The 22229-nt window shown below is 67.1% G+C and carries 17 protein-coding genes and 1 riboswitch; of the genes, 8 read left to right on the top strand and 9 right to left on the bottom strand.

The annotated features are described in order from the left end of the window. Positions 1-9 precede the first annotated feature (9 nt). The 5 genes from AB6M95_RS03920 to AB6M95_RS03900 all read right to left on the bottom strand — a co-directional run bounded on the left by AB6M95_RS03920 (position 10) and on the right by AB6M95_RS03900 (position 10090). Entirely contained in the window at positions 10-2022 is a 2013-nt protein-coding gene (locus AB6M95_RS03920) for a DUF6785 family protein (protein WP_371385427.1), read from the bottom strand. Further along, positions 2019-6938, bottom strand: a complete 4920-nt coding sequence (locus AB6M95_RS03915; RefSeq protein WP_371385426.1) for an FtsX-like permease family protein — start codon at positions 6936-6938, stop codon at positions 2019-2021. The genes AB6M95_RS03920 and AB6M95_RS03915 overlap by 4 nt, the downstream gene beginning before the upstream one ends. Positions 6939-6941: 3 nt before the next feature. Continuing rightward, complete coding sequence (locus AB6M95_RS03910; RefSeq protein WP_371385425.1) at positions 6942-7706, bottom strand: ABC transporter ATP-binding protein; 765 nt, start codon at positions 7704-7706, stop codon at positions 6942-6944. A gap of 9 nt (positions 7707-7715) precedes the next feature. Continuing rightward, positions 7716-8375, bottom strand: coding sequence for an ABC transporter permease (locus AB6M95_RS03905; RefSeq protein WP_371385424.1), 660 nt, complete (start codon positions 8373-8375; stop codon positions 7716-7718). A 137-nt stretch (positions 8376-8512) separates the two neighbouring features. After that, a complete protein-coding gene (locus AB6M95_RS03900) occupies positions 8513-10090 on the bottom strand; it encodes a PP2C family protein-serine/threonine phosphatase (RefSeq protein WP_371385423.1) in 1578 nt (525 codons plus the stop codon). Positions 10091-10200: 110 nt separating this feature from the next. Here AB6M95_RS03900 and AB6M95_RS03895 point away from each other — a divergent pair, with 110 nt between their 5' ends. The 3 genes from AB6M95_RS03895 to AB6M95_RS03885 are packed head-to-tail and all read left to right on the top strand — an operon-like array spanning position 10201 to position 12092. Beyond that, positions 10201-10806 carry a hypothetical protein gene (locus tag AB6M95_RS03895; RefSeq protein WP_371385422.1) on the top strand — a complete coding sequence of 202 codons (606 nt, stop codon included), beginning with the start codon at positions 10201-10203 and terminating at the stop codon, positions 10804-10806. Position 10807: 1 nt separating this feature from the next. Further along, a complete protein-coding gene (locus tag AB6M95_RS03890) occupies positions 10808-11737 on the top strand; it encodes a hypothetical protein (RefSeq protein WP_371385421.1) in 930 nt (309 codons plus the stop codon). Then, the gene (locus AB6M95_RS03885; RefSeq protein ID WP_371385420.1) at positions 11715-12092 is read left to right on the top strand and encodes a PqqD family protein; all 378 of its coding nucleotides are present in this window, start codon (positions 11715-11717) and stop codon (positions 12090-12092) included. Before AB6M95_RS03890 ends, AB6M95_RS03885 begins: the two co-directional genes overlap by 23 nt. A 72-nt stretch (positions 12093-12164) precedes the next feature. Here AB6M95_RS03885 and AB6M95_RS03880 read toward each other — a convergent pair whose 3' ends face one another. Beyond that, positions 12165-12374 (bottom strand): DUF4911 domain-containing protein, encoded by a 210-nt coding sequence (locus tag AB6M95_RS03880; RefSeq protein WP_371385419.1) that lies wholly within the window; start codon positions 12372-12374, stop codon positions 12165-12167. Positions 12375-13458: 1084 nt separating this feature from the next. Beyond that, on the bottom strand, positions 13459-14469 hold the full coding sequence (locus AB6M95_RS03875; protein ID WP_371385418.1) for an HD-GYP domain-containing protein: 1011 nt from the start codon (positions 14467-14469) through the stop codon (positions 13459-13461). 57 nt (positions 14470-14526) lie between these two features. Next, a riboswitch (cyclic di-GMP riboswitch) is annotated at positions 14527-14601 on the bottom strand. A gap of 171 nt (positions 14602-14772) precedes the next feature. Here AB6M95_RS03875 and AB6M95_RS03870 point away from each other — a divergent pair. The 3 genes from AB6M95_RS03870 (at position 14773) to AB6M95_RS03860 (ending at position 18458) form a co-directional block, all read left to right on the top strand. Continuing rightward, positions 14773-15144 carry a hypothetical protein gene (locus AB6M95_RS03870; RefSeq protein ID WP_371385417.1) on the top strand — a complete coding sequence of 124 codons (372 nt, stop codon included), beginning with the start codon at positions 14773-14775 and terminating at the stop codon, positions 15142-15144. Positions 15145-15216: 72 nt separating this feature from the next. Further along, positions 15217-17979, top strand: coding sequence for an excinuclease ABC subunit UvrA (gene uvrA / locus AB6M95_RS03865; protein ID WP_371385416.1), 2763 nt, complete (start codon positions 15217-15219; stop codon positions 17977-17979). A gap of 188 nt (positions 17980-18167) precedes the next feature. Then, positions 18168-18458, top strand: coding sequence for a YciI family protein (locus AB6M95_RS03860; protein ID WP_371385415.1), 291 nt, complete (start codon positions 18168-18170; stop codon positions 18456-18458). An 83-nt stretch (positions 18459-18541) separates the two neighbouring features. Here the strand turns inward: AB6M95_RS03860 and AB6M95_RS03855 are convergent, their stop codons facing one another. After that, positions 18542-18937 (bottom strand): 3D domain-containing protein, encoded by a 396-nt coding sequence (locus AB6M95_RS03855; RefSeq protein ID WP_371385414.1) that lies wholly within the window; start codon positions 18935-18937, stop codon positions 18542-18544. 127 nt (positions 18938-19064) lie between these two features. Here AB6M95_RS03855 and AB6M95_RS03850 point away from each other — a divergent pair, with 127 nt between their 5' ends. Then, entirely contained in the window at positions 19065-19805 is a 741-nt protein-coding gene (locus AB6M95_RS03850; RefSeq protein ID WP_371385413.1) for a substrate-binding periplasmic protein, read from the top strand. Here AB6M95_RS03850 and AB6M95_RS03845 read toward each other — a convergent pair. Continuing rightward, a complete protein-coding gene (locus AB6M95_RS03845) occupies positions 19802-20518 on the bottom strand; it encodes a glutamine amidotransferase (protein ID WP_371385412.1) in 717 nt (238 codons plus the stop codon). The genes AB6M95_RS03850 and AB6M95_RS03845 overlap by 4 nt on opposite strands. Before the next feature lie 162 nt (positions 20519-20680). Here AB6M95_RS03845 and AB6M95_RS03840 point away from each other — a divergent pair, with 162 nt between their 5' ends. Further along, positions 20681-22012 (top strand): M48 family metalloprotease, encoded by a 1332-nt coding sequence (locus tag AB6M95_RS03840; protein WP_371385411.1) that lies wholly within the window; start codon positions 20681-20683, stop codon positions 22010-22012. Positions 22013-22229: the final 217 nt, after the last annotated feature.

Below are 22229 nucleotides of genomic sequence, written 5' to 3'. Positions count from 1 at the left end.
TTCTCAAGACTACATGGGAAAGACGCTGTACGCCTGGTTGGAGAACATGCCGATGACGGCGTACGCGCCGCCCATGAGGAAATCGCCGAGGATCAGGCCGATGAACAGGAACCGGACCTTGTTGTAGAGCCGGGTGCCGCCGTAGTGCAGGACCAGGTGGTTGCACAGCCAGCCCAGGAAGAACGGGTACCACAGGATCTTCATGCCCGCGGAGTAGGCGGCCAGGTAGCCCAGCGGATGCAGGGGCCACCAGGGCAGCTTGTAGTAGCAGTAGATGAGCGCGAACATGACCAGGGCCCCGAAGCCCGCGTAGGTGATCAGCCACCGGTTGGGGCCGACCGGCTGGTCCACCAGCCGCTGGGCGTTCTCATAGTTGGCCAGCACGGTCTGGGTGGCCCAGTCCAGGCGCAGCTCGCGCAGGCCGTAGCGGTGGCCGAGATAGAGCATGGTCGCGAACGCGGCGGCCAGGGCCAGGACCAGGGACAGGCCGACGGCCACGAGCACCAGCCTGCGCCGGTCCGGGGCGGCGGACTCGCGGATCTTGGCCCCGTGGAACAGGGTCGGGGCCACGGCCTCGCGCACGTCCAGGAACAGGACCTTCTGCATGACCGCGGTGGCGGCCACGCCCGCCGTGCCGAGCACGCCCGTGCCGAACAGCCCCATGATCCCGTCGGACGGGGCCGCGGTCAGGGTGAAGTAGGGCAGGCCGCCCTGGCAGACCAGGCGGCTGATGACGAGCATGACCAGCATGAAGGCGACGGGCAGCAGGACCGCGCCGGTCCAGGGCAGGCCGAACCAGCGGCACCAGACCACGAGGAAGAGCATGCCGAGGATCAGCCCGACCAGCGGCCAGGCGGGCGGTCCCCACTCCTCCGGGGGCGTGGCGCGGCCCGTCCGGTTAATGGCCTCGCCGCCCTTGCAGACCGGCCGGATGAGGCAGGACAATGTTTCCTTGAGATGGTGGCGGGCCAGCCAGAGCAGGAAGACGAAGAACACGGCGTAGGAGCCGATGGTCTGCGCGCCCTCGGGCCGGGCCAGGTCGGGGCCGAGCGTGGTCCCGAGCGCGGCCTCGGGCAGCTGCCAGCCGAGCACGTAGAGCAGGCCGAAGAGCAGCCCGGCGGCCAGGTGGAAGAACCACATGGAGAAGGAGATCTGCCGGGTGGTCAGGAAGGCGAAGCCCACGAAGGCCGGGATGAAATAGAGTTTCAGTTTGTAGAACCCGGAAAAGAGCCCGAACTTCGGGAAATAGGAACCGGCCAGGATCAGGGTCGGCAGCTGCGGCACGGACGGGTAGTAGAAGTGCAGGCCGTTCAAGAGATGCAGGGCCCCGGCCAGGACCAGGCCGGTGAGCAGGAAGCGGTCGGTCCACCAGGACGAGAACGTCTTCTGGTCGAGCGCCTCGCCCATGAGCAGGGGCACGCGCAGCAGGGGGAAGTTGACCCGCTCGTTGACCACCCATTGGCGGCCGAACAGGGCGGTCAGGCAGACCATGACGAAGTACGCGCCCAGGATGAACAGGGACCAGACGAGCAGCGGCGGCAGCCAGACCCCCCACGGGATGGCCGAGAGGACCTGGAGCACGGACATGTCCCGGCCGCCCTTGAGCCCCTGGAAGAGCTGGCGCACGGCGTCGGCCGAGTGCGGGAACCAGGAGTCGGGCAGCAGCGGGCCGAGGATTTCGGTCCAGCGGTAGGCGTCCCGGGCGTAGCGCTGGGGCGCGGTGATGTTGACGAGGAAGGTCTCGCTCAGCCCGGCGTAGCCGATGGCCGAGAACAGGGTCATCATCAGCCAGACGACCAGCAGCTCCGCCCCGGACAGGACGGGCGGCCTCCTGGTCAGGCGCGCGATCCCGGCGTCGATGAGGAACAGCCAGGCCAGGATGAAGAACGGGGCCAGGGGGAAGTGCCCCCCGCCCAGCGGCACGCCGCCGAGGACCGCGTTGTTGTACGGGGTGTAGACGCACAGGGTCAGGCCGAGGACGAGCCCGGTCAGCAGCGCGCGCAGCCTCAGTCGTCCGTTCATGCCTTGAACTCCTCTGCTTCCTCGCGCTCAAGGCGCAGCCGTTCCGCTTCCAGGTCCTCGGCGTAGTGGTGCACGGCCTCGTCGTCCAGGGAGCGCCAGGCGAGCAGCTGCTTGCGCAGGTCGTTGATGAAATTGCGGTTGAGGTTCCCCCAGGCGGTCAGCTCGCCCGCTTCGCGGTCGATGAGCACCTTGATCTGCCGGAAGCCCTTGTAGACGTCCGACGGGCAGAAGACCAGCTTGACCTTCTGGCGCACGCCGAAGTCGAAGGGGGCCAGCCAGACGCGCAGGTCCATGGAGAAGCACAGGTCGTCGGTCAGGGGGATGTCCTGCCCCGCGCCGGTGGTCAGGCCGGTGGCCGTCTCCTCCTGCTCCAGGTCCAGGAAGTTGCAGCGCATGTCGTCGGTGCAGAAGGCCCCGTGGGACACGTCGTGGTGGGCCAGATAGTACTGACGCAGGAACCCGCCCGCGGATTTCATCTCGGCCATCTTGATCAGGAAGGGCAGGATGATGGTCAACCGGTCGCCCTCGGCCTCGGGCATGGTCCAGGACTTGTTCACGTCCGGAATGGCGATGTTGGCGGCCACGCGGGCCGGGTAGATGGCCGAGACCAGGACCACGCCGATGACCAGGACCATGGCGGCCACGCCCGCGGTGGAAGAATAGTTGGCGGTCATGCCCGCCCACAGCGGCGTCCCGGCCAGGAAGGCGCTGGAGGTCTGGGCCAGGACGTAGCCGACCACCACGGAGATGACCGCGAAGGCCAGGGACTCGGCGATGAACAGGAAGGCCACGTGCGGGGGGGCCAGGCCCACCGAGGTGTAGACCGCGATTTCGGGACGGCGTTCGTAGACCGAGCCGATCATGGTGTTGAGCACGATCAGGATGGAGATGGCCAGGGGGATCAGGATGTTGGCCACGCCCGAGTAGTTGACCGCGTCCGAGGCGAAATAGAGCGAGGTCCCTTCCGGCCCGCCCTTGAACAGGAGCAGCCCGAAGCGGTCGCCCAGGTCGTCGCCCACGCGGTGGCCGGTGTCGGGATGCACGGCGATGCCCTTGAGGCGGCCGACGGACAGGGAGAGAAGCTCCTCGGCCGGGATGACCACGGTTTCGAACCCGGGAATGTGCTGGTAGCGGGACTCGGCGGCCATGACGTCCTCGCCGTTCTCGATGGCCTCGGCCTCCACCTCGGACAGCTGGGTGGCCGCCTGGTTGGGGAAGACGATGGGGGTCATGGGCTCGCCGTCGAGGTCCGGGTGGTCGCGCAGCCCCTCGTCGCTGAACACGCCCACCAGGGTCAGGGGCAGCCCCCAGAGGACCACCTTGTTGCGCGTGGGATCGTCCGGGTCGGCCCCGATCCGCTCGGCCATGCGCTGCGGGAGCAGGACCACCTGGCGCTCGCCCTTTCTGAACCAGCGGCCCTTGACCAGGATGCGGTCGAGCCCGCTGACCTGCGGCTCGCGCCAGGACAGGCCGATCAGGCCGCGCCCCTGGGCCTCCTTGCCGTCGCGGACCACCGGGATGAGCGGGGCGCGTGATTTGTCGGAGGTGAACCCGGTGTCGTACCAGACGCGCGGGGCCACGACCCCGGTGCCGGAAAAGGCGTTGCGCATGACCGACAGGGCCTCCACCGGGATGTCCTGCCAGTTGAGGTACTTGACCATGAGTCCGTCATAGGAGGCGTGGTCGTTGAACTTGGCCCATCCGGCCTGGCGCACGGACTTGACCGTGGTGAAGTTCATGATCGTGAAGGTCAGGATGACCAGGGTGGCGAAGGTCAGAAAGGTGCGCACGGGCCGCCGCTTCAGGTTGCCCACGCCGAGCACGAAGGCCGCGCTGAAGGCGGCCATGGGGCTGATGCCGGTCAGCTTGACGTGGGAGGAGCGCTTCTGGAGCTCGACCATCTCGCGTTCGAAGCGGAAGAAGATGATCATGGACACCAGGAGCGACAGGGCCAGGATGAAGAACGCCAGGATGACCACCAGCGGCGAGTAGGTCAGCTGGAAGGCCGGGTGCACCAGGTAGATGATCCCGATGATCAGGACCAGGAAGCCGAGGAAGGCCCCGATCCGTTTGCGGATGTCCACGAACGAGAAGAAGAGCCGCTCCATGCAGTAGGCGAACGGCACGAACAGGGCCACGTAGAAGAGCACCCCGAAGAGCACGTCGCGCTGGGTCTTGTCCACGTCGTTGTACACCCGGCTGGCCTTGGACAGGGAGGCGCGGGAGGCCTCGACGAACTTGTCCCACTGCCTGGCCTCCTTGTAGCGCACGGCGTCGGCCAGCTCCCGGTCGCCCTCCTTGCGCAGCAGCCGGATGCGGTCGTTGACGATGCCCTTCTCCTCGAGGTTGTCGATGCGCGGACCGAGCAGGGCCCACATGTCGCGGGCCGCCTTGAACTCGGTCATGGGGATGACCGGCCACCGGCGGGCGACGTAGCCCAGCCCGTCGGGATGCTTCTTGTCCGCGTTGAGCAGCAGGACCTTCTTGTCCAGGACCGTGTCGGACAGGGTCAGCTTGATCGGGGTGTCCGGCTCCAGGAACAGGGTGCCCAGGGTGGACGAGCGGGTGTCCAGGCGGCTGTACCAGTAGCTCACGGGCGGGGCCTCGGTGCGGCCGTCGATCAGCGTGGGCCGGTACAGGTACTTGAAGGTCCGGGGTTCGAACATGTCGAACAGGGTGGTCTGGGTGCAGGCGAACAGGATCAGGTCCGTGGCCTGCTCGGCCCGGGACAGCTTGACCCGGTAGGCGTCCTTGCCGGTCTTGGGCTTGTCGATGGCCCAGTCGGCCAGGCCGGTCTCGTCGTTGAACCGGAAGGCCTCGATCACGGCCTTGTGGTAGCTGACCTTCTTGCCGGCCAGGCCGGGGATGCGGAAGTTGCCCTGGGTGTCGACCATGCCGTAGTTGCGCGTCCGCCACTGGAAGGCCAGCACGACCAGGCCGGTGCCGGGACGGTCCGGGAAGATCTCGCCCTTGCGCAGGAGGTTGGCCCGCCCCTGAAGGGTGACGAAGTTGTTCTTGTCCCGCTTGCCCGCGTCCGCGATGGGCCGGTCGGCCAGGGCCGAGATCAGGGCGCGGACCAGCCGGGACTGACGGGCCAGATAATCGAAATCCACGCGGCCGGGCCGGTCGTAAGGGGTGCCCCAGGCCGGGCGCACGTCGTGGACCGTGGCCAGGGTGAAGCCGGGCAACCCGGCCAGGGCCATGGGTTCGCCGCCCAGTTCGGGCCGGTCGGGCAGGAAGCTTTGCCAGGCGCGCTTGCCGGGCCGGAGCGTGTCGTGGAACAGGCGCGCGATGGCCGGGGCGGTCTTTTTCAGTTGCTCCACCGTGTCCTTCATGACCGTGTCCAGGGGCCGGAAGAAGCCGGTCCGGTTGACGTCGGGCTTGAGGTCGATGAGGAACCCCTGGTCGAACCCGCCCACGCCGTCGCCGTGGGAGGAGAGATACAGGGAGACGTGGGCCGCGATGGACGTCTCGCCCAGGGCGTCGCGCACGGCCCGGGCCGAGGCGATGTCCCCGAGCTGCCCCGTGGCGTCGGCGAGCACGGCGGAGCGCAGCTCTTCGGCGGGCTTGAAGAACCGCCTGAGCGCCACGCGCTCTTTTTCGGGCAGGGGATAGTCGTCCACCGTGGAGCTGATCCAGGTCAGCCGCTTGAGCCCGATGCGCTCGTCGGCCAGGGCCTGGATGCGCGTCTGGTCGGCGGCGGCCACCCCGGCGCCGGTCCCGTCGCCCGGCCCGGCCAGAAGGCGCAACCGCATGAGTTCGCCGGTGATGTCGTCCTCGCGGTTGCGGACCACGGCCTTGAGCGCCTGCTTGAGCAGGGCGGCGTCCGCAGGGTCGGCCAGGTTGGACGGGGCCAGCGGCTCTGGCGAGCGCAGCAGGGTCAGGACCCGCTCGGTGTCGCCCACCAGCTTCCGGAGCTCGTCGCGCCGCGCCTTGAGGGACTTGCCCTTGGTCACCAGGGCCCAGGTGAATTCGCGCATGCCCGCCTGGGCCGCGGATTTGCCCGCCGTGGCCAGGAAGAGCACCGAGCGCTTGGGCCGGTGCGCGGCCAGGTCGGCGGCCACGTCCATGAGCGCGGCGATGGACGCGCCCTCGTCCGCTCCCGGGGAGTGGCCCTCCACAAGGGCGGTGGAGTCGTAGAACGCCTCCACGACGACGGTTTGGCTGGACAGCTCCGGGTCGCTGCCCGGGATGCGGCAGTAGACGTTCTCCAGCCGCTCGTTGCGCCACTTGCCCTTGGAGGTCAGGACGGCCTCGCCCAGGGCGCGCGGCCCGTCGGTCACGAGCCCCTCGCCGAACAGGGCCTGCGCCCGTTCGCGGGAAATCCAGAAGGTCGGGAAGTCCACCGGGGTGAGTTCGAACTTGTCGCTGAAGCGGGGCCGGGGGGCCGGTCCGCCGTCCCCGCCCGCGCCCACGAAGATCAGGCTGCGCGCGCCGAGCATGGCCGCGTTGTTCCAGTTCTTGCCCGAGTCCATGTCCATGAGGACCACGGCCCCCTGGACGGTCAGCCCGTCGAAGTCGGCCACGCGCCCCCTGCCCGCGTAGAGCAGCGGCCCGTCGATGCCGGGCGGGGCCACGGCGCCCGGGGACAGGGCGTTGGCCTGCAGCTGGCGCAGGGGCTCCACGTGCCCGGTGGCCGCGATGGTCAGGGACGCGCCCTCCTGGACCTGCACGGGCAGGTGGAAGGACTGGCGTCCGATGGTCCCGTCCGGGAACAGCCGTTTGAACTCGGCCTCGACCATGTCCGCAGCCCGGGCCACGCCCGCGCCGCCCGGCGCGCGGTCGCCCAGCGCGCTCAAGGCGCGCAGGAACGCCGCCCCGTCGGCCAAGGCCGGGCACGCGGCCGCCAGGACCAGGACGAGCGCCTGGAGAACGGCCGTGACGGCGGTTGCAACGTGCGGGCCGCGCCGGGTCATGATCTACGCTCCGGATTCCCTGCGGCCGGTCAGCTTGTCGCCGATGCCGCCGATGGAGATGTCCAGCTCCTCGCGCCGCTCGATGCGGTCCACCTGGCCGTCGCGCACCCAGACCACGCGGTCGGATACGTTGAGCATCTTGTAGTCGTGGGTGGCCGAGATGACCGTGACCCCGCGCTCCTGGGAGAGCATCTGCAAGAGCTCGATGATCTCCTCGCCCGTGGTCAGGTCCAGGTTGCCGGTGGGCTCGTCGGCCAGGACGATGGCCGGATCGTTGGCCAGCGACCGGGCCACGGCCACGCGCTGCTGCTGGCCGCCGGACAGCTCCAGCGGCTTGTGCTGGAAGCGCTCGCCCAGGCCGACCAGCTTGAGCAGCTCGATGCCCTTGTCCTGGGCGTCGTCCGCGTTCATGCCCGCGAAGGTCATGGGCAGGGTGACGTTCTCCAGCGCGGTCATCACCGGGATGAGATTGAAGGTCTGGAAGATGTAGCCGATCTTGCGGTTGCGCAGCCAGGCCAGCTCGAAGGCGTCCAGCTGGGAGATGTCCACCTCGTCGATGAAGACCTTGCCCTCGGTGGGCTTGTCCAGGCCGCCGATCATGTTGAACAGGGTGGACTTGCCCGAGCCGGACGGCCCCATGATGGAGATGTACTCCCCGGCGAATATCTCGAGGTCCACGCCCTTGAGGGCCTGGAGCTCGACCTTGCCCATGGTGAAGGTCTTCTTCACGCCGATGACGCGGACGATGGTGCGTTTTTCGTCACTCATAAAGTATCCTCAATGTTCCGCACGGATGGCCTTGATGGGGTCCATGCGCGCCGCCAGCCAGGCGGGGTAGAGCACGCCCAGGAGGCTGAGGGCGCAGCCCGCCAGGGTGGCCAGCCCCACGGAGCCGAGCAGGGAGGCGGGCGGCAGGCTCGCCAGGGAGGCGAAGCCGAAGCGTACGGCCCCGGTCAGCAGGGAAAACAGGCAACCCAGGAGCGCGCCCGCAAAGGCCCCGGCCAGACCCTGCATGGCCGCTTCCAGCAGGAACAGGCGCAGGATCATGGAGTCCAGGGCGCCCAGGCACTTCATGACCCCGATCTCGGAGAACCGTTCGGTCACGGACATGAGCTGGGCGTTGACGATGCCTACGGTGCAGACCAGCAGGGACAGGATGACGATCCAGCGCTCCTTGGCCGACATGGCCACGGCCCCGTGGGCCAGGTCCACGTCGTAGCCCGCCTGGGAGAGGGCCCGGGCCGCCTCCCGGCCGCCGTGCAGGAGCATGCCCGTGGCGATGTCCAGGTTGACCAGAACGAAACTCAGGAACGAGACGGCCAGGACCAGGCTGGAAACCGTGATCATGGAGCGGAAGAAACGGACCTTCAGGCTCTTGTAGCTGATCTCGAGGGATTTCGAGAACGGCAGCGAAATGAGTCGTCCCGGTTTGTGCATTGCCTTCCTTTTCGTTCGAACATGCTGGATTCGTTCATTCTCAGCATATAGTTTCGGGCTGTCGGAAACAAGCGGAATCAGGAATCAGTGTACGATTATCACACGTCTGACGAAAAGGCACCATCCCGGCGCTCCGGTCAGCGGGGCAGCCCCCTGACCACGACCAGGGTCAGGTCGTCCTCGCGCCTTCCGGTCCCGGTGAACTCGCGGATTTGTCCGCTGATGGCCGACAGGATCTCCCGCGCGCTGCGCTCCCGGTTGTCGCGAATGAGCCCGCGCAGCCGCTCGCGGCCGAACATGGTCCCGTCCGGGGCGCGGGCCTCCCAGACCCCGTCCGTGCAGACGCACAGAATCTGCCCCGGCCCGGGCAGGTCCATGGTCCGTTCGTGGTAGTCCCAGCCCGGCTCCACGCCGAGCGGGATATCCACGCCCTTGAGTTCGGTGAAGGCGTCTGTGGCCGGGTCGTAGAACTGCGGCGGCTGCTGGCCCGCGTTGACCCAGGTGAGCCTTCCCTCGGCCGGGTCCAGGGTCATGAAGAACAGGGTCATGAACCGGCCGGTGTCGCCGATGTCGCGGCTGAGGTGCAGGTTGGCCCGGCGGATGCTGTCGGCGGCGGAGCCCGGCGTGGCCGCGTTCTGGCGGATGACGGCCCGGCCCGCGGTCATGAGCAGGGCCGCGCCGATGCCGTGGCCCGAGACGTCGCCCACGGCCACGGCCAGCTGGCCGCAGTTGTCCGGGTCGCACTCGATGAAGTCGAAGAAGTCGCCGCCGGTCTCGTCCGAGAACAGGCTCGCGCCCGCGATGTCCAGCCCCGGCATCTCCGGGGCCTTTCTGGGCAGGAAATGCTGCTGGACCTCGTGGGCGATCCGCAGCCCCTCGCGCATGTACATGCCTTCGCGCAGGCTGGCGATCATGGCGTTGGTGTGCCCGGCGATGACCCCGAGTTCGTCCGAGGTGGTCACCGGCACCCGCCGGGACAGGTCGCCCCGGGTGACGTTTTCGAGCACCCCGGTCTGGGTCTCGAAGAGGATGCACAGGTTGCGGGCGTAGGCGATGATCAGGTTGATGACCATGACCATGAGGAAGCCCATGACGAAGAGGATCTCGCCCAGCACCGCGCGGCCGAGCATGCCCAGGGTGTCGAGGTTCAGGTCCTGGGTGGCCAGCCAGCCGATGTCGTGGATGATGACCAGCAGGATGATGGCCGTGCTCAGGATCAGGATGAGGATGGCCACCAGCGAGAACTTGTGGGTCATGGGGATGAGCCTGTCGGGCGTTTCGTAGGCGGCGTCCCCGGCCAGGGCGCGGCGGATGACCAGCCGCTCGCGGGCCAAGCCCAGGTCCAGCCCGGCGAAGAGCCCCACGGTGAAGATGCCGAGCACCAGCTTGGACCCGCTCATCAGCAGCGGGTAGCCGTAGAGGATGCGCAGGAGCAGGGCGGCCACCAGCCCGGCCAGGACGAACAGGGCCAGTTCGAGCTGGAACTGGCGCAGGGCCTGGCGCAGGGGGCGGGCCCGGTCGACCCAGCGGGGCTGGGCGCAGGGGCGCACCGCCCAGGCCACGGCCAGGGGGCCGAGCAGGACGAGGCCCAGTTCCCAGGCCGGGAGCTGGTCCATGAAGGGACAGACCTGGCCGCCGTAGACCGCGCCGCCGACCACGGCCAGCGCATAGTACAGAAACGGTCGCCAGGCGGGCATGGCCGGTTCGTTGGGCATCCATCCTTCCCTGTTTGTCGCCTATTCCTTTGCAAATCGATATGATCTTGTTTAACCATAAGGGCTGTCCACGGAGCGGACAAGCTCAAAAACAAACAAAGGCGATGGATATGAGAAGAGCGAGTTTCCTGTTCCTGGCCCTGGCGGCCCTCTTTGCGACGCCCGCCCTGGCCGCCGAGGGGTTCCCCACCACCCTGGCCGGGTTCACCCTGGGCGAATCGGTGGAGCACTACGAGGATTATTGCCGCACGGAAGAGGCCATCCCCGTGTCGGACTGGCCGTTTTTGTCCGAGGCCCAGCTCAAGCCCGAGAACCTGCCCGGCGTGCGCGGCGGCAGCCTGGCCTTCGGCAACTGCCTGGGCGACAAGCGTCTGGTACGCATCAAGCTTAAGTTCAACGATCACAGCCAGAGGCTCTTCAACAGGCTCTACGACCGCTATGAGGCCGATTTCGGCAAGCCGGACAAGTACCTGGGCGACGCCTTCAAGAACGTCATCGCCTGGGAGTGGCTCTTCCAGGACGGCAAGGGCGGGCGCGTCTCGCTGGTGCTCATGTGGAGCCGCGAAAAGGAAGTCCGGCCCGGCGTGTCCATCAAGATGACCCAGGAGACCTACATGGACGAGGAGCACGCGTGCTACAAGGCCAAGTCCAAGGACTCCATGGGCAAGATGGGCAAGGCCCGGATCGGCTCCCTCGACGCCTACGTGCCCCGCTAGCATGGCCGACTTCGCCTGGAACGGGATCGGGCTGGCCGCGCCTCCCGGCTGGGAACCCTCGGCCATCGAGCGCGACGGGCTCTTCCTGGCGGACTCCCTCGGGCCGGTCTGCGAGCTCAAGTGGAACCGCGTCCAGGGAACCTTCTCCTTTGACAAGCACCTCCGGAAACTGACCAAGGGCAACCGCGAAGCCGTGGTCAGCGTGGCGGACTCGGCCGAGACCCCGGCCGCCTGGGCCGGGGCCGTGGACCGGCTGGCCCGGTCCGGCCTGCGCGCCAAAAGCTTTCTCTGGCGGGCCGACGGGAGCCGGGGGCTGGGCGCGGCCCTGCATCATCCCGGCACCGGGCTGGCCTGCCTGATCCAGTTCTTCATCCGCACCGAGGCTGATGAGCCGAGGGCCGCCGAGGTCCTGGCCACCCTGCGCGACTTCACCGGGGGCAAGACCGTGCCGTGGGCCATGTTCGGCCTGGCCGCGCGGGTGCCCGCCGACTTCGTCCTGGACACCTTTTCCTTCCGGCCGGGCCACTATCGGGTGGCCTGGTGGCGGCCCGCCTCGGGCAAACCCGGCGGGCGCGTCCCCGCGGGCAAGGGGCCGGGCACCCATCTCGACTTCGAACGCTTCGCCCCGGCCTCGGTCCTGCTCAAGGGGACCACCCTGGAGGCGTGGTGCCGGGAGCGGCTGGCCCACGCGCCGCCCAAGTTCGTGGCCGTGGACAACGGCCCCGGCCGGGTCGCCTGGCGCGGCGCGGCCAAGACCTCGCTGCTGCGCAAGGCCCTGCGCCGGGAGATCAAGACCTGCGGCCGGGCCTGGACCCCGGACGCGGGCAACGCCGTGCTGGCGGTCACGGCCGAGGGTACCGCGCCCCTGGCCGAATCCACGTTCAACGACATCTGCGGGAGCTTCACCCTTGTTCCGGAAGAAACGGCCTGAGCCGACCATATCCCGCGCCCAGGCCCTGGACATGGTCCCGGTGCGCAACGAGGCCGTGGCGGTCACCGAACTCCCCGGCGGTCTGGTCCAACTGGCCTACCCCCTGGCCATCAAACCGTGGTTCGGCCGGTTGGCCGACAAGGTCGGCCTGTGGGACGGCAAACCCATGACCAAGACCGTGGAGCTCGACGAAATGGGCACCTTCGTCTGGCGGCACATCGACGGAACGCGATCCGTGCGCGACATCGCCCGGGCCTTCACCGAGGCGTACGAGGTTCAGCCCCGCGAGGCCGAGTTGGCCGTCACCGCCTTCATCAAGACCATCGGTCAGCGCGGTATTATCGGCCTGAAATAGGGTGGCTTCCGATAGCGGGCCATCCGCACATTTTCCGCGCGGACTCTTTCGTGTTGGGGAAGGGGGGCGGGATCAGGAATCCTGCAGGGGCGTGGGCAGGATTGCCACGTCCATCTCGGTGGCCGCGGCCTTGAGGAAGGTCCGCACCTCGCGTTTCAGGTGCGGGCTGTAGCGCAGCAGGAGTATTCCCTTGAACTTGTTGACCACGGTGAACACGCCGAGGTTGTCGTACCCTTCCAGGAGAAAGCGGAAGAGCCCGATGTCGCTCGGGGCGATGCGCACGTAGGTCCGCTCGGACCACTGCGGGGGAGGGGGGCAGACCCGTTTTCGGGGGCTGCGACGCGATGGAGATGCCATGGAGGCTGTCTAGCCTCCACCAGATGAAAAGGCAAATGTGTTTTTGTGGGGGGGCACGAATCGCCTGCGGCGGGCCCTGTTGAGCGCGGGCGGGCGTCCGCGCATCTGCGTCGGGGGTGAGGGGGGATCGCCTTGCGGCGGGCCTTATTGTGCGCGGGAGGGCGTCCGCGCATCCGCGTCCGGGCTTTTGGCTGTCTGCCTTACTTTTTGATTTCGCCTTTACGGCGACTTCCTTTTTTGCTGGCGCAGAAAAAAGGAAGCAAAAACTGCGCTGTGGTGCGAGCGCGGCGGAAGCGGACCCAAGAGCCCGTAGGCGGCTTTCGCTGGCTGGATAGATGTCTGCTGCGCAGACTCGATCCAGCCGACGCTTCGCTCGCCGGAGACGGGCTCTAGGGTTCGCTTCCGATTGCTGGCCTCCGTTTGTAAGAATCGAACTGCCGCGTTCGGCTTGGCGAAAGAGCCCATGCGCGGGAGTTTGGCCGCGCTTTGCGACAGACTGGATCGGCCTTCCGCGTTTGGCTTGGCGAAAGGTCCGGCAGGAACTCCCTACGGCGGCCATGGAGCGCCTCGGACGCTTGCGTCCGACAGCGGCTCTCCTCTGCCTTGCGCCGAGACACGCCCAATCGCTCCCCGACTCACTTCTTCCCTTCACCCAAACGAGCCCTTGATCGGGGGGTTAGAAGCTGACCGCGAGGGGCGGCGGCTCTTCGAATCGCAGCGAGCATCGATTCGGGAGCCGACCCGAGCGGATCAGCTTCTTATCCCCCGATCTCCGGGCGGCCGCGCTCCCCTCCCAGGCCCTTTTTTTCGTCTATTTTTTTGGGCCAGCAAAAAAATGGACCCCGCCGGGAGGGCATGGAGCATTGTGCAGGCTTCAGCCTGCACAGCGGCTCTCAGCGGTGCAACCGCGCATTTTCCTCTTCTCCTCTTCCCCTTTCACCCCAAATAAGAAAGCCGCCCCAAGGGGCGGCCTTCCTTATCGTTATACTCTTCATAGCGAGCCGTAGGCTTACGAGGTCAGGTCAGCCTTGGCCAGCACCTCGATCAGCCGCCGGAGCATGTCCATGTCGTACGCGCTGCGCATGGACTTGATCCTGGCCAGGGCCTCGAACGGGGTCAACCTGCGCCCCGCGCGGCCGCGCGTGAGATTGTCGTACGCGTTGCACAGGATGAGCGCCTTGACGTAGGACGGCAGCATCGGCCCCGTGGACCCCGAGGGGTAGCCCAGGCCGTCTTCCCGCTCGTGGTGGAAGAGGATGCACTGCAACGTCTCCTGGGGCAGGGGCAGGGCCGAGCACACGCCCACGCCCAGTGCCGGGTGGGACTTGACCAGGTCCATGTCCGCGCGGCTTAAGGTGTCGAATTTCTTGTGGAAGATTTCCTGCGGCAGCTCCAGCTTGCCGATGTCGTGGAGGATGGCCCCCATGCCCACGGCGACCAGCAGGTCGGAGTCCTCCTTCATGAACGAGCACAGGGTGGTCACGGTCAGGACCATGACCCCGATGCCGTGGTGGAAGATCTCCTCGCCTTCGCGGATGAACCGGGAGAGCTCCTTGAGGGCGTCGTCGCGGGACAGGAACTTGAGCGAGTCGGTGATGAGCGAGCGGATGCGCTGGAAGCGGCGCTTGTCCACGGGCGCGGGCAGGGAGCGGTCGAAGGCCTCCCGGGCCAGGGACGCGGTGGCGTCGCTCCAGACCCGGGCGCGCTCGCCCACGGGGATGGACTCGTCGTCCATCAGCTCCAAAATGTTGTCCTGCACGTAGCGGGTGAACTGGGCGTAGTCCGAGGCCCGGACATAGAGGTGGTCCACGCCGAGCAGGCCGAGGCGCTGCTTGTGCTCGTCGGTGAACAGCTCGCCCTTTTCCGCGTACAGGACGAGCTTGCCGTTCTGTTTCAGGTACAGGGAAAAGCCGCCCACGCGGGACGGGATGACCATGTAGGGCGAGACCTTGACCATGCCCTGGCCGTTGTCGTTTTTGCCGTTATGTGCGCCGTTTCCGGCGGAATGGGTATTGCCCATGTGTTCTCCTGGGGGAAGGCCGTGGCCGGGCGAGGTTCGCGGAGTGTCGGGAGGATCGTCGGCAACCCGGCTGCCTGCGTGAGGCCCGTGGCTTTCCGTCCCCGTCTCGCAACGGGTTTGGCTTTTTTGTGCCTACTCTACATACCCGCACCGGACACGGCTGTAAAGGGCGGCCTCGCCTTGTTCCCGGAGGGGCGGGGGGAGCGGGGTCCGTCCGGCGCGTCAGCATTTTTGTGCTTGTACGGCAAAGGGGAAGCCAATAAAATGCTCGATATTTCCCGAGAGGTATGACGAGGACATAATATGCCATTTGCTTGCGAGTTTGAGGAGATGGACGGCTTTCTGCAGTGTGTCGTCCGGGGGAGCATCAGGAATTCCAGGGAGCTGACCGAATACGCCGAGACGATTCTGGCCAAGGCGGAGCGGGTCGGCACCAGGCGCATCCTGCTCCAGGAAAAGGCCTTGGATACCTCCCTGTCCGCTTTCGATGCCGTGGTCCTGGTCAAGAATCTGGACAAATTGCTCGGGCCCGGCCCCCGGCGGCGGATCGCGCTGGTCCACGCCCCGGACAACGAAGCCGCCATCCGGTCCTTCGAGACGGTATTCCGGAACCGGGGCTACCGGCACCGCATGTTCCTCGACGAGGAGGCCGCTTCACGTTGGCTGATGGGCTAGCCCCGGCCGGAGGAACGAGATCATTTTTCCCTTCCCGCTTGCCATCCAATCGAGAATGGTTACTCTCCCCCGATGAACACGACCGACTCCAAATCCATTCATATAGAAGGCGCCCGTCACCACAACCTGAAGGACCTGACCCTGGACATCCCCCGCGAAAAGCTGGTGGTCGTCTGCGGCCCGTCCGGGTCGGGCAAGTCCACGCTGGCATTCGACATCGTCTATGCCGAGGGCCAGCGCCGCTACGTCGAATCACTGAGCGCCTACGCCCGCCAGTTCCTGCCCCAGATGGACAAGCCGGACGTGGACAAGGTCGAGGGGCTGTCTCCGGCCATCTCGCTGGAGCAGCAGACCGCCACCCGCAACCCGCGCTCCACCGTGGGCACCGTGACCGAGGTCTACGACTTCCTGCGCGTGTTCTTCGCGCGGCTCGGCAAGTTCTACTGCCCGTCCTGCGGCAAGCCCATCGAGGCCCAGACCACGGACGAGATCGTGGAGACGATCCTGGCCATGGAGGAGGGCACCAAGTTCATGCTCCTGGCTCCGCTGGTCGAGCACCAGAAGGGCACGCACAAGGACCTGTTCGCCAAGCTCAAGAAGGACGGCTTCGTGCGCGTGCGCGTGGGCGGCGAGCTGTACTCCCTGGACGAGGTCCCCGAGCTGGAGAAGAACAAGAAGCACACCATCGACCTGGTGGTGGACCGCCTGGTCATCAAGGACGGCATCAAGAAGCGGCTGGCCGACTCGGTGGAGCTGGCCCTGGAGAAGGGCGACGAGCGCATGATCGTCTCGGTGGTCGGCGGCGACAATGCGGGGGACACTTTCATGTCCACCCTGTCCACCTGCCCGTCGTGCAAGATTTCCATGCCGCGCCTGACCCCGCAGCTCTTCTCCTTCAACTCGCCCCAGGGGGCCTGCCCGACCTGCAACGGCATCGGCAGCGTGGAGTATTTCGAGCCCGACCTGATCGCGCCCAACAAGGGGTTGTCCCTCAACGAGGGCGGCGTGATCCCCTGGAACAACGCCACCCGGCAGCGCCAGTATGGGCCGCAGCTCAAGAAGCTCGGCGCCCGGCACGGCTTCACCCTGGACACGCCCCTGGACCAGTTTTCGGCCAAGGCCTGGGCCGCGCTCTTCTACGGCGACAACGACACGGGCTGGCACGGCGTGGTGCCCATCCTGGAATACGGCCGCGAGCAGGCGGGGGTCTGGGACCACTGGACCGCGCGCTTCCAGCAGTCGCGCCCCTGCCCGACCTGCGAGGGCGCGCGCCTCAAGCCCGAGGCCCTGGCCGTGCGCGTGGCCGACAAGAACATGGTCGAGTTCACCTCCATGTCCATCCAGCGCGCCCTGGACTGGCTCAAGGACCTGAAGTTCTCCGGCCACGACACGCTCATCTCCGAGCCGCTCCTCAAGGAGCTGACCCACCGTCTCGGGTTCATGGTCAACGTGGGGCTGGAATATCTCTCGCTGGGCCGCAACATGGCCACGCTCTCGGGCGGCGAGGCCCAGCGCATCCGTCTGGCCTCCCAGCTCGGCTCCGGCCTGGTCGGCGTGACCTACGTGCTCGACGAGCCGTCCATCGGCCTGCACCCGCGCGACAACCAGCGGCTGCTCGACACCCTGCGCTCCCTGCAATCGCGCGGCAACACCGTGCTCGTGGTCGAGCACGACGAGCCGACCATCCGCGAGGCGGACCATGTCATCGAGATCGGCCCCAGCTCGGGCTGGCTCGGCGGTGAGATCGTCTTCCAGGGCAAGGTCGAGGACCTGCTCAAGGCCGACTCCCTGACCGGCAAGTACCTGCGCGGCGACCTGTTCATCGCCCCGCCCGAGACGCGCCGCAAGCCCACGGGCCACATCACCCTCAAGAAGGTCCAGACCAACAACCTCAAGGACCTGGACGTGGACATCCCGCTCGGGGTCATGACCTGCGTGACCGGCGTGTCCGGCTCGGGCAAGTCGTCCCTGGTCATGGATTCCCTGTACAAGCACCTGCTCCTGCACCAGGGACAGAAGGCCAACGATCCCGGCAAGATCGGCGGCATCTCGGGAATCGACAAGATCGAGAAGGTCATCTCCATCGACCAGTCGCCCATCGGCCGCACCCCGCGCTCCAACCCGGCCACCTACACCAAGATATTCGACGAGATCCGCAAGATATTCGCCGGGGCCAAGGAGTCGCGCACGCGCGGCTACCAGCCCGGCCGGTTCTCCTTCAACGTTAAGGGCGGCCGCTGCGAGGCGTGCAAGGGCGACGGCCAGATCCGGGTCGAGATGCACTTTCTGCCCGACGTCTACGTGACCTGCGAGACCTGCAAGGGCAAGCGCTACAACGCCCAGACCCTGGAGGTCGAATACCGGGGCAAGAACATCTCGGACGTGCTGGACATGACCGTGCGCCAGGCTCGCGAGTTCTTCGCCAACCATCCGGCGCTCATGCGCAAGCTCGACGTGCTCGCCGACGTGGGGCTCGACTACGTCCGCCTCGGCCAGCCCGCCACCACCCTGTCCGGCGGCGAGGCCCAGCGCATCAAGATATCCCGCGAGCTCGGCAAGCGAAGCCTGCCCGGCGCGCTCTACATCCTGGACGAGCCCACCACCGGCCTGCACATGCACGAGGTCGGCAAGCTCATCCGCGTGCTCCACGCCCTGGTGGACAAGAACGCCACGGTCATCGTCATCGAACACAACACCGACGTGATCATGGCCTCGGACCACGTCATCGACCTCGGCCCCGGCGGCGGCGAACACGGCGGCCGGATCGTGGCCTCCGGCACCCCCGAGGAGATCATCGCCAACCCCGAGTCGGTTACCGGCAAGTTTCTGGTGTAGGGAAGCCTCCGGCGGCCAGGGCGCTGCCCTATCGCTGCTGTCGACGGCTCTAAGACCGAGCAAGCTCGGCCTAAGACCCGACGCGGCCCCGGCAGGGAGCAAGGCCCCCTGCACCCCCATCGCCCGCCTGGCGGCGGGAGAGCGTATCAGTCTTAAATACAATATGATTTAAAACAGGAAGCTATCCCATGTTCATCCTCCGTCTGACCTATGTGAAGCCCCTCTCGGAAATCGACCGGCTCATTCCGCCGCACCGGGAGTATCTCGCCAAGTATTACGCCTCCGGGAACTTTCTGTTTTCCGGGCGGCAGGAGCCGCGCACGGGCGGGGTGATCATCGCCCGGGCCGGGTCCAGGGCCGAGGTGGAGGAGCTTATCAAAGAGGACCCGTTTCTGATCGAGGGCGTGGCCGAGTACGAGATCGTGGAGTTCGTGCCCGCCATGACCGCGCCGGACCTGGACGGGTACAGGGAGTCGTAGGACTTTTCCCCCGCGAAGCAGCGGGTGCGGCGGTCCGTCTTTCGGGATGGGCCGCCGTTTTTTTGTGGGGGAGGGGGGTGGCGTCAGCGCCAGTAGATGCGCGCCGTGCGCTGGCCGAATTCGCGGGCCGCGGCCACGTCCTTGCCGAAGTAGATGTCGATGCGCCGTTCGAACCGCTGGTTCATCTTGTCCAGGACCCGGTAGGGGCCGTCGAACCCGTCTATCCAGACCTCGGTCTGGTTGTCCAGGCCGAGGTCGATCAGGTCGCGGGAGACCGCCACGGCCTTCATGCCCGGCCTGAGCCGGTTGTTCCAGGCCGCGCGGTGCGGGTTGCCGTCGGTCTGGGCGCGGGTGGAGTTGTAGGCCGTGAGCGTGACCTCCATGCTGTTCCAGAAGGCCACGCGGTTGGGCTGACTCATGGCGTATCCGACCAGCATGAACAGGCAGGCGACGAGCAGGGGGATGAGGACGCGCTTCATGCGTCCTGTGTACCCGGACGCGCGCGTATGGGCAAGCCGATCGCTCCGGGGATGGCGGGCGGCGCGGGGACGGCCGAATCAGGTTCCCTTTGCCCGGTTCGGCGGGCCTGTGCTATGAAGTATGGCAATGAGCACCCTTGCGCGCCATACGCCCCGTTTCCGGGCCCTGACCGGCCTCGCCCTGTGCGTTGCCGCTGCGGCGCTGTGGCTGTCGTCCGCCTCCCCGGTGCAGGTCCGGGAGCCGTATCGCATCGGATACACCCCGGACGCTGAAATCCATGTGGAGTCCATGAAGCGGCTGGCGGTGGCCTATGAACGCGCCGGGCTGCCTGTGGAGTTCGTGCCCCTGCCCCAGAAACGCTCCCTGGTCCAGGCCGTGGACGGCGTCATCGACGGCGACGTGGGACGCATCCCCGGTTTGGAGAAGACCTTTCCCTCCCTGGTACGGGTGGACGTCAAGCTCCTGGACCTGAACGGAGCGGCTTACGTGGTCCGGGAACGGCGGTTCGGTGAATACCGCCCTGAATTGCTCGCGACCCTGCGGGTCGGGGCGGTGCGCGGCGTCCTCTGGGCCGAGAAGGCCATGCACGGGCATCGCCTGGATCTGGTCAACAACTACAAGACCCTGTTCGAGATGCTCCTGGAGGGACGCCTCGACCTGGCCCTTGCGAGTCGACTCAGCGCCGAGTATTTTATCTACGGCAACCGGGCGCGGTACGCCCGCATTCGCCGGTTGGACCCGCTCGTGTACAGTGAGCCTTTCTATCACTACATCAACATCAAGAACGCGGACATCGTCCCGAAGCTCGAAAAGGCCCTGCGCGAACTGCTCGCCGAGGACTACTGGCACGACGGGGAAGGGAACTAGCGGGCTCGGCAGTAGGCCGCGAACAGCCCGAGCAGGGAGGCGGACTCCGGCGTGTCGCGCACCGTGGCCCGGATGGCGGCCACGTCGCGTCCTGCCGCCGCGAGCTCCGTTTCGCGCCGGGCTATGTATTCGCGGATGGCGGGCGCGTCGAACTCGGGATGGAACTGCACACCCCAGGCGGACTCGCCCACGCGGAAGGCCTGGTGCGGGTCGTGGGAGCCCGTGGCCAGCAGGACCGCGCCCTCGGGCAGCTTCAGCGCCGTCTGGGCGTGGGTCACGTGGCCCGGAAAGACCTCGGGCAGCCCGCGAAACAGCGGGTCCTCGCCGGAGGCGCGGGTGCGGGTGATGTCCGCCGTGCCGATCTCCACCCCGCCCGGGTGGTAGTCGGCCCGGCCGCCTAGGGCGTCGGCCATGAGCTGGTGCCCGAAGCAGATGCCGAACAGGGGCAGCCCGGCCGCCACGGCCCGGCGGATCCAGGCCGCCGCGTCCAGAATCCAGGGCAGCTCGTCCGTGACCATGTCGTGGGAGCCGGTGATCACGGCCCCGGCATAGCCCGCCGGGTTGGGCAGGGTTTCCCCGGCCTGCACATTGACGCTCACCCAACCACCGTCCTCAAGGGACATGCCCCGCGCGGCCCAGTCCTCGAAATCGCCGCGCCCGGCGGCGTAGTCCGCAAAGGTGCCGCCCACTTTCACTATCAGGAATTTTTGCATTCTTGTCCTACATAAATGTAGTTAAATTAATATACTAAGGCGATGATGTCCCAAGCCGGTGGGGGTGTCAACAGCGCTCGGCGGGCGGGACGCGCAGCGAGTGCGGGGTTGAACAGCCCTGCGCATTTGCGGTACAACCGGGGCAAGCATTGGGAGATGAACATGAAACCGATGAAGACCGACTCCCGCCTGTCGCGGCGGGAATTTCTCAAGGCCGGGGCCATGACCGTGGCCGCCGCCGGGGTGGCCGCGTGCGCCAAGAACCCGGTCACCGGCCAGAGCCAGTTCATGCTGGTCAGCGAGGAGCAGGAGATCCAGATGGACCGGCAGGCCTCGCCCCAGCAGCTGTCCAACGACTACGGAACCACCCTGGACACCTCGCTGAACGGCTACGTGTCCGGCGTGGGCCGGTCCCTTGCGGACGTCTCCCACCGGCCGCAGATGCCCTACAACTTCCACGTGGTCAACGCCAACTACGTCAACGCCTACGCCTTTCCCGGCGGGACCGTGGCCTGCACGCGCGGCATCTTGCTCAACGTGGACAACGAGGCCGAGATGGCCGCGCTGCTGGGCCACGAGATCGGCCATGTCAACGCGCGGCACACGGCCTCGCGCATGAGCTCGCAGATGGTCATCGGCGGCCTGGCCTCCCTGGGCGGGGCGGCCATCGGGGCCAAGTACGGCGGCACCTGGGGGACGGTCGCGGGCGGCCTGGGCGGCCTTGGGGCCGGGCTGCTCCTGGCCTCCTACAGCCGCGACGACGAGCGCCAGGCCGACGCCCTGGGGTTGGAGTACATGACCCGCGCCGACTACAACCCCGAGGGCATGGTCGGGCTCATGGAGATGCTCAACGAGCAGCACACCCGGGAGCCGAGCGCGCTCGAGGTCATGTTCGCCACCCACCCCATGAGCTCCGAGCGGCTGGCCACCGCCCGCCAGACCGTGAACAAAAAATATTACGGGGCCAGGAAGTACGCCTTCTACCGCGAGCGGTACATGGACAACACCGTGGACCTGCGCAAGCTCGGCCCGGCCATCCGGGACATGCAGGACGCGGAAAAGCTCGGCGGCGAGAAGAAGTACGCCGAGGCCCAGGACAAGATGGGCCAGGCCCTGAAGCTGGCCCCCAACGACTATACCGGCCTGCTGCTCATGTCCAAGCTGCTCATCGCCCAGGAGAAATACAACGCGGCCCTGCCCTATGCCGAGCACGCCCGCGACGTCTATCCCGCCGAACCCCAGGCCAGCCAGGTGGCCGGGGTGCTCCAGCTTAAGGCCAAGAAATACGACCAGGCCCTGGCCAGCTTCGAGGCCTACGACAAGGCCCTGCCCGGCAACCCCTACGTGGGCTTCTACAAGGGCTACGCCCAGGAGGGCATGGGCCACCGCCGGGACGCGGCCGAGGCCTACTACAAGTTCCTCCAGAAGGTGAACAAGGGAGAGCAGGCCCAGCACGCCTACAACCGCCTGGTTGAGTGGGGGTATGTGAGGTAGGCGGCTTCCGATAGCGGGCCATCTGCACATTTTCTTCCGGCCGGGGCGAATCAAAGCCTCTTCCGAGGGCGCGAGAGCGTCGGGGAGAGAGCCGCTGTCGGGTGCCGCGCACCCGAGCCGCTCCAAGGCGGGCGTTGGTCGGGAATGGTGCCCCTGTTGCTTCGAGGCGTTGGAAACAGTGAACCCTGCCGCCGGACGGGTGATTGTCCGGCGGCAG

Source organism: Pseudodesulfovibrio karagichevae (assembly GCF_041414475.1).
Taxonomy (GTDB): domain Bacteria; phylum Desulfobacterota; class Desulfovibrionia; order Desulfovibrionales; family Desulfovibrionaceae; genus Pseudodesulfovibrio; species Pseudodesulfovibrio karagichevae.
This window is presented reverse-complemented; position numbering and strand designations above follow the sequence as displayed.

Bases quoted from the DNA above. Each gene is read 5' to 3' on its own strand.
- AB6M95_RS03850 (WP_371385413.1), top strand. From the start codon at position 19,065: ATGAGCACCCTTGCGCGCCATACGCCCCGTTTCCGGGCCCTGACCGGC.
- AB6M95_RS03900 (WP_371385423.1), bottom strand. From the start codon at position 10,090: ATGCCCAACGAACCGGCCATGCCCGCCTGGCGACCGTTTCTGTACTAT.
- AB6M95_RS03875 (WP_371385418.1), bottom strand. From the start codon at position 14,469: ATGGGCAATACCCATTCCGCCGGAAACGGCGCACATAACGGCAAAAAC.
- AB6M95_RS03920 (WP_371385427.1), bottom strand. From the start codon at position 2,022: ATGAACGGACGACTGAGGCTGCGCGCGCTGCTGACCGGGCTCGTCCTC.
- AB6M95_RS03915 (WP_371385426.1), bottom strand. From the start codon at position 6,938: ATGACCCGGCGCGGCCCGCACGTTGCAACCGCCGTCACGGCCGTTCTC.
- AB6M95_RS03895 (WP_371385422.1), top strand. From the start codon at position 10,201: ATGAGAAGAGCGAGTTTCCTGTTCCTGGCCCTGGCGGCCCTCTTTGCG.
- AB6M95_RS03845 (WP_371385412.1), bottom strand. From the start codon at position 20,518: ATGCAAAAATTCCTGATAGTGAAAGTGGGCGGCACCTTTGCGGACTAC.
- AB6M95_RS03840 (WP_371385411.1), top strand. From the start codon at position 20,681: ATGAAACCGATGAAGACCGACTCCCGCCTGTCGCGGCGGGAATTTCTC.
- AB6M95_RS03860 (WP_371385415.1), top strand. From the start codon at position 18,168: ATGTTCATCCTCCGTCTGACCTATGTGAAGCCCCTCTCGGAAATCGAC.
- AB6M95_RS03870 (WP_371385417.1), top strand. From the start codon at position 14,773: ATGCCATTTGCTTGCGAGTTTGAGGAGATGGACGGCTTTCTGCAGTGT.
- AB6M95_RS03910 (WP_371385425.1), bottom strand. From the start codon at position 7,706: ATGAGTGACGAAAAACGCACCATCGTCCGCGTCATCGGCGTGAAGAAG.
- AB6M95_RS03855 (WP_371385414.1), bottom strand. From the start codon at position 18,937: ATGAAGCGCGTCCTCATCCCCCTGCTCGTCGCCTGCCTGTTCATGCTG.
- AB6M95_RS03890 (WP_371385421.1), top strand. From the start codon at position 10,808: ATGGCCGACTTCGCCTGGAACGGGATCGGGCTGGCCGCGCCTCCCGGC.
- uvrA (WP_371385416.1), top strand. From the start codon at position 15,217: ATGAACACGACCGACTCCAAATCCATTCATATAGAAGGCGCCCGTCAC.
- AB6M95_RS03905 (WP_371385424.1), bottom strand. From the start codon at position 8,375: ATGCACAAACCGGGACGACTCATTTCGCTGCCGTTCTCGAAATCCCTC.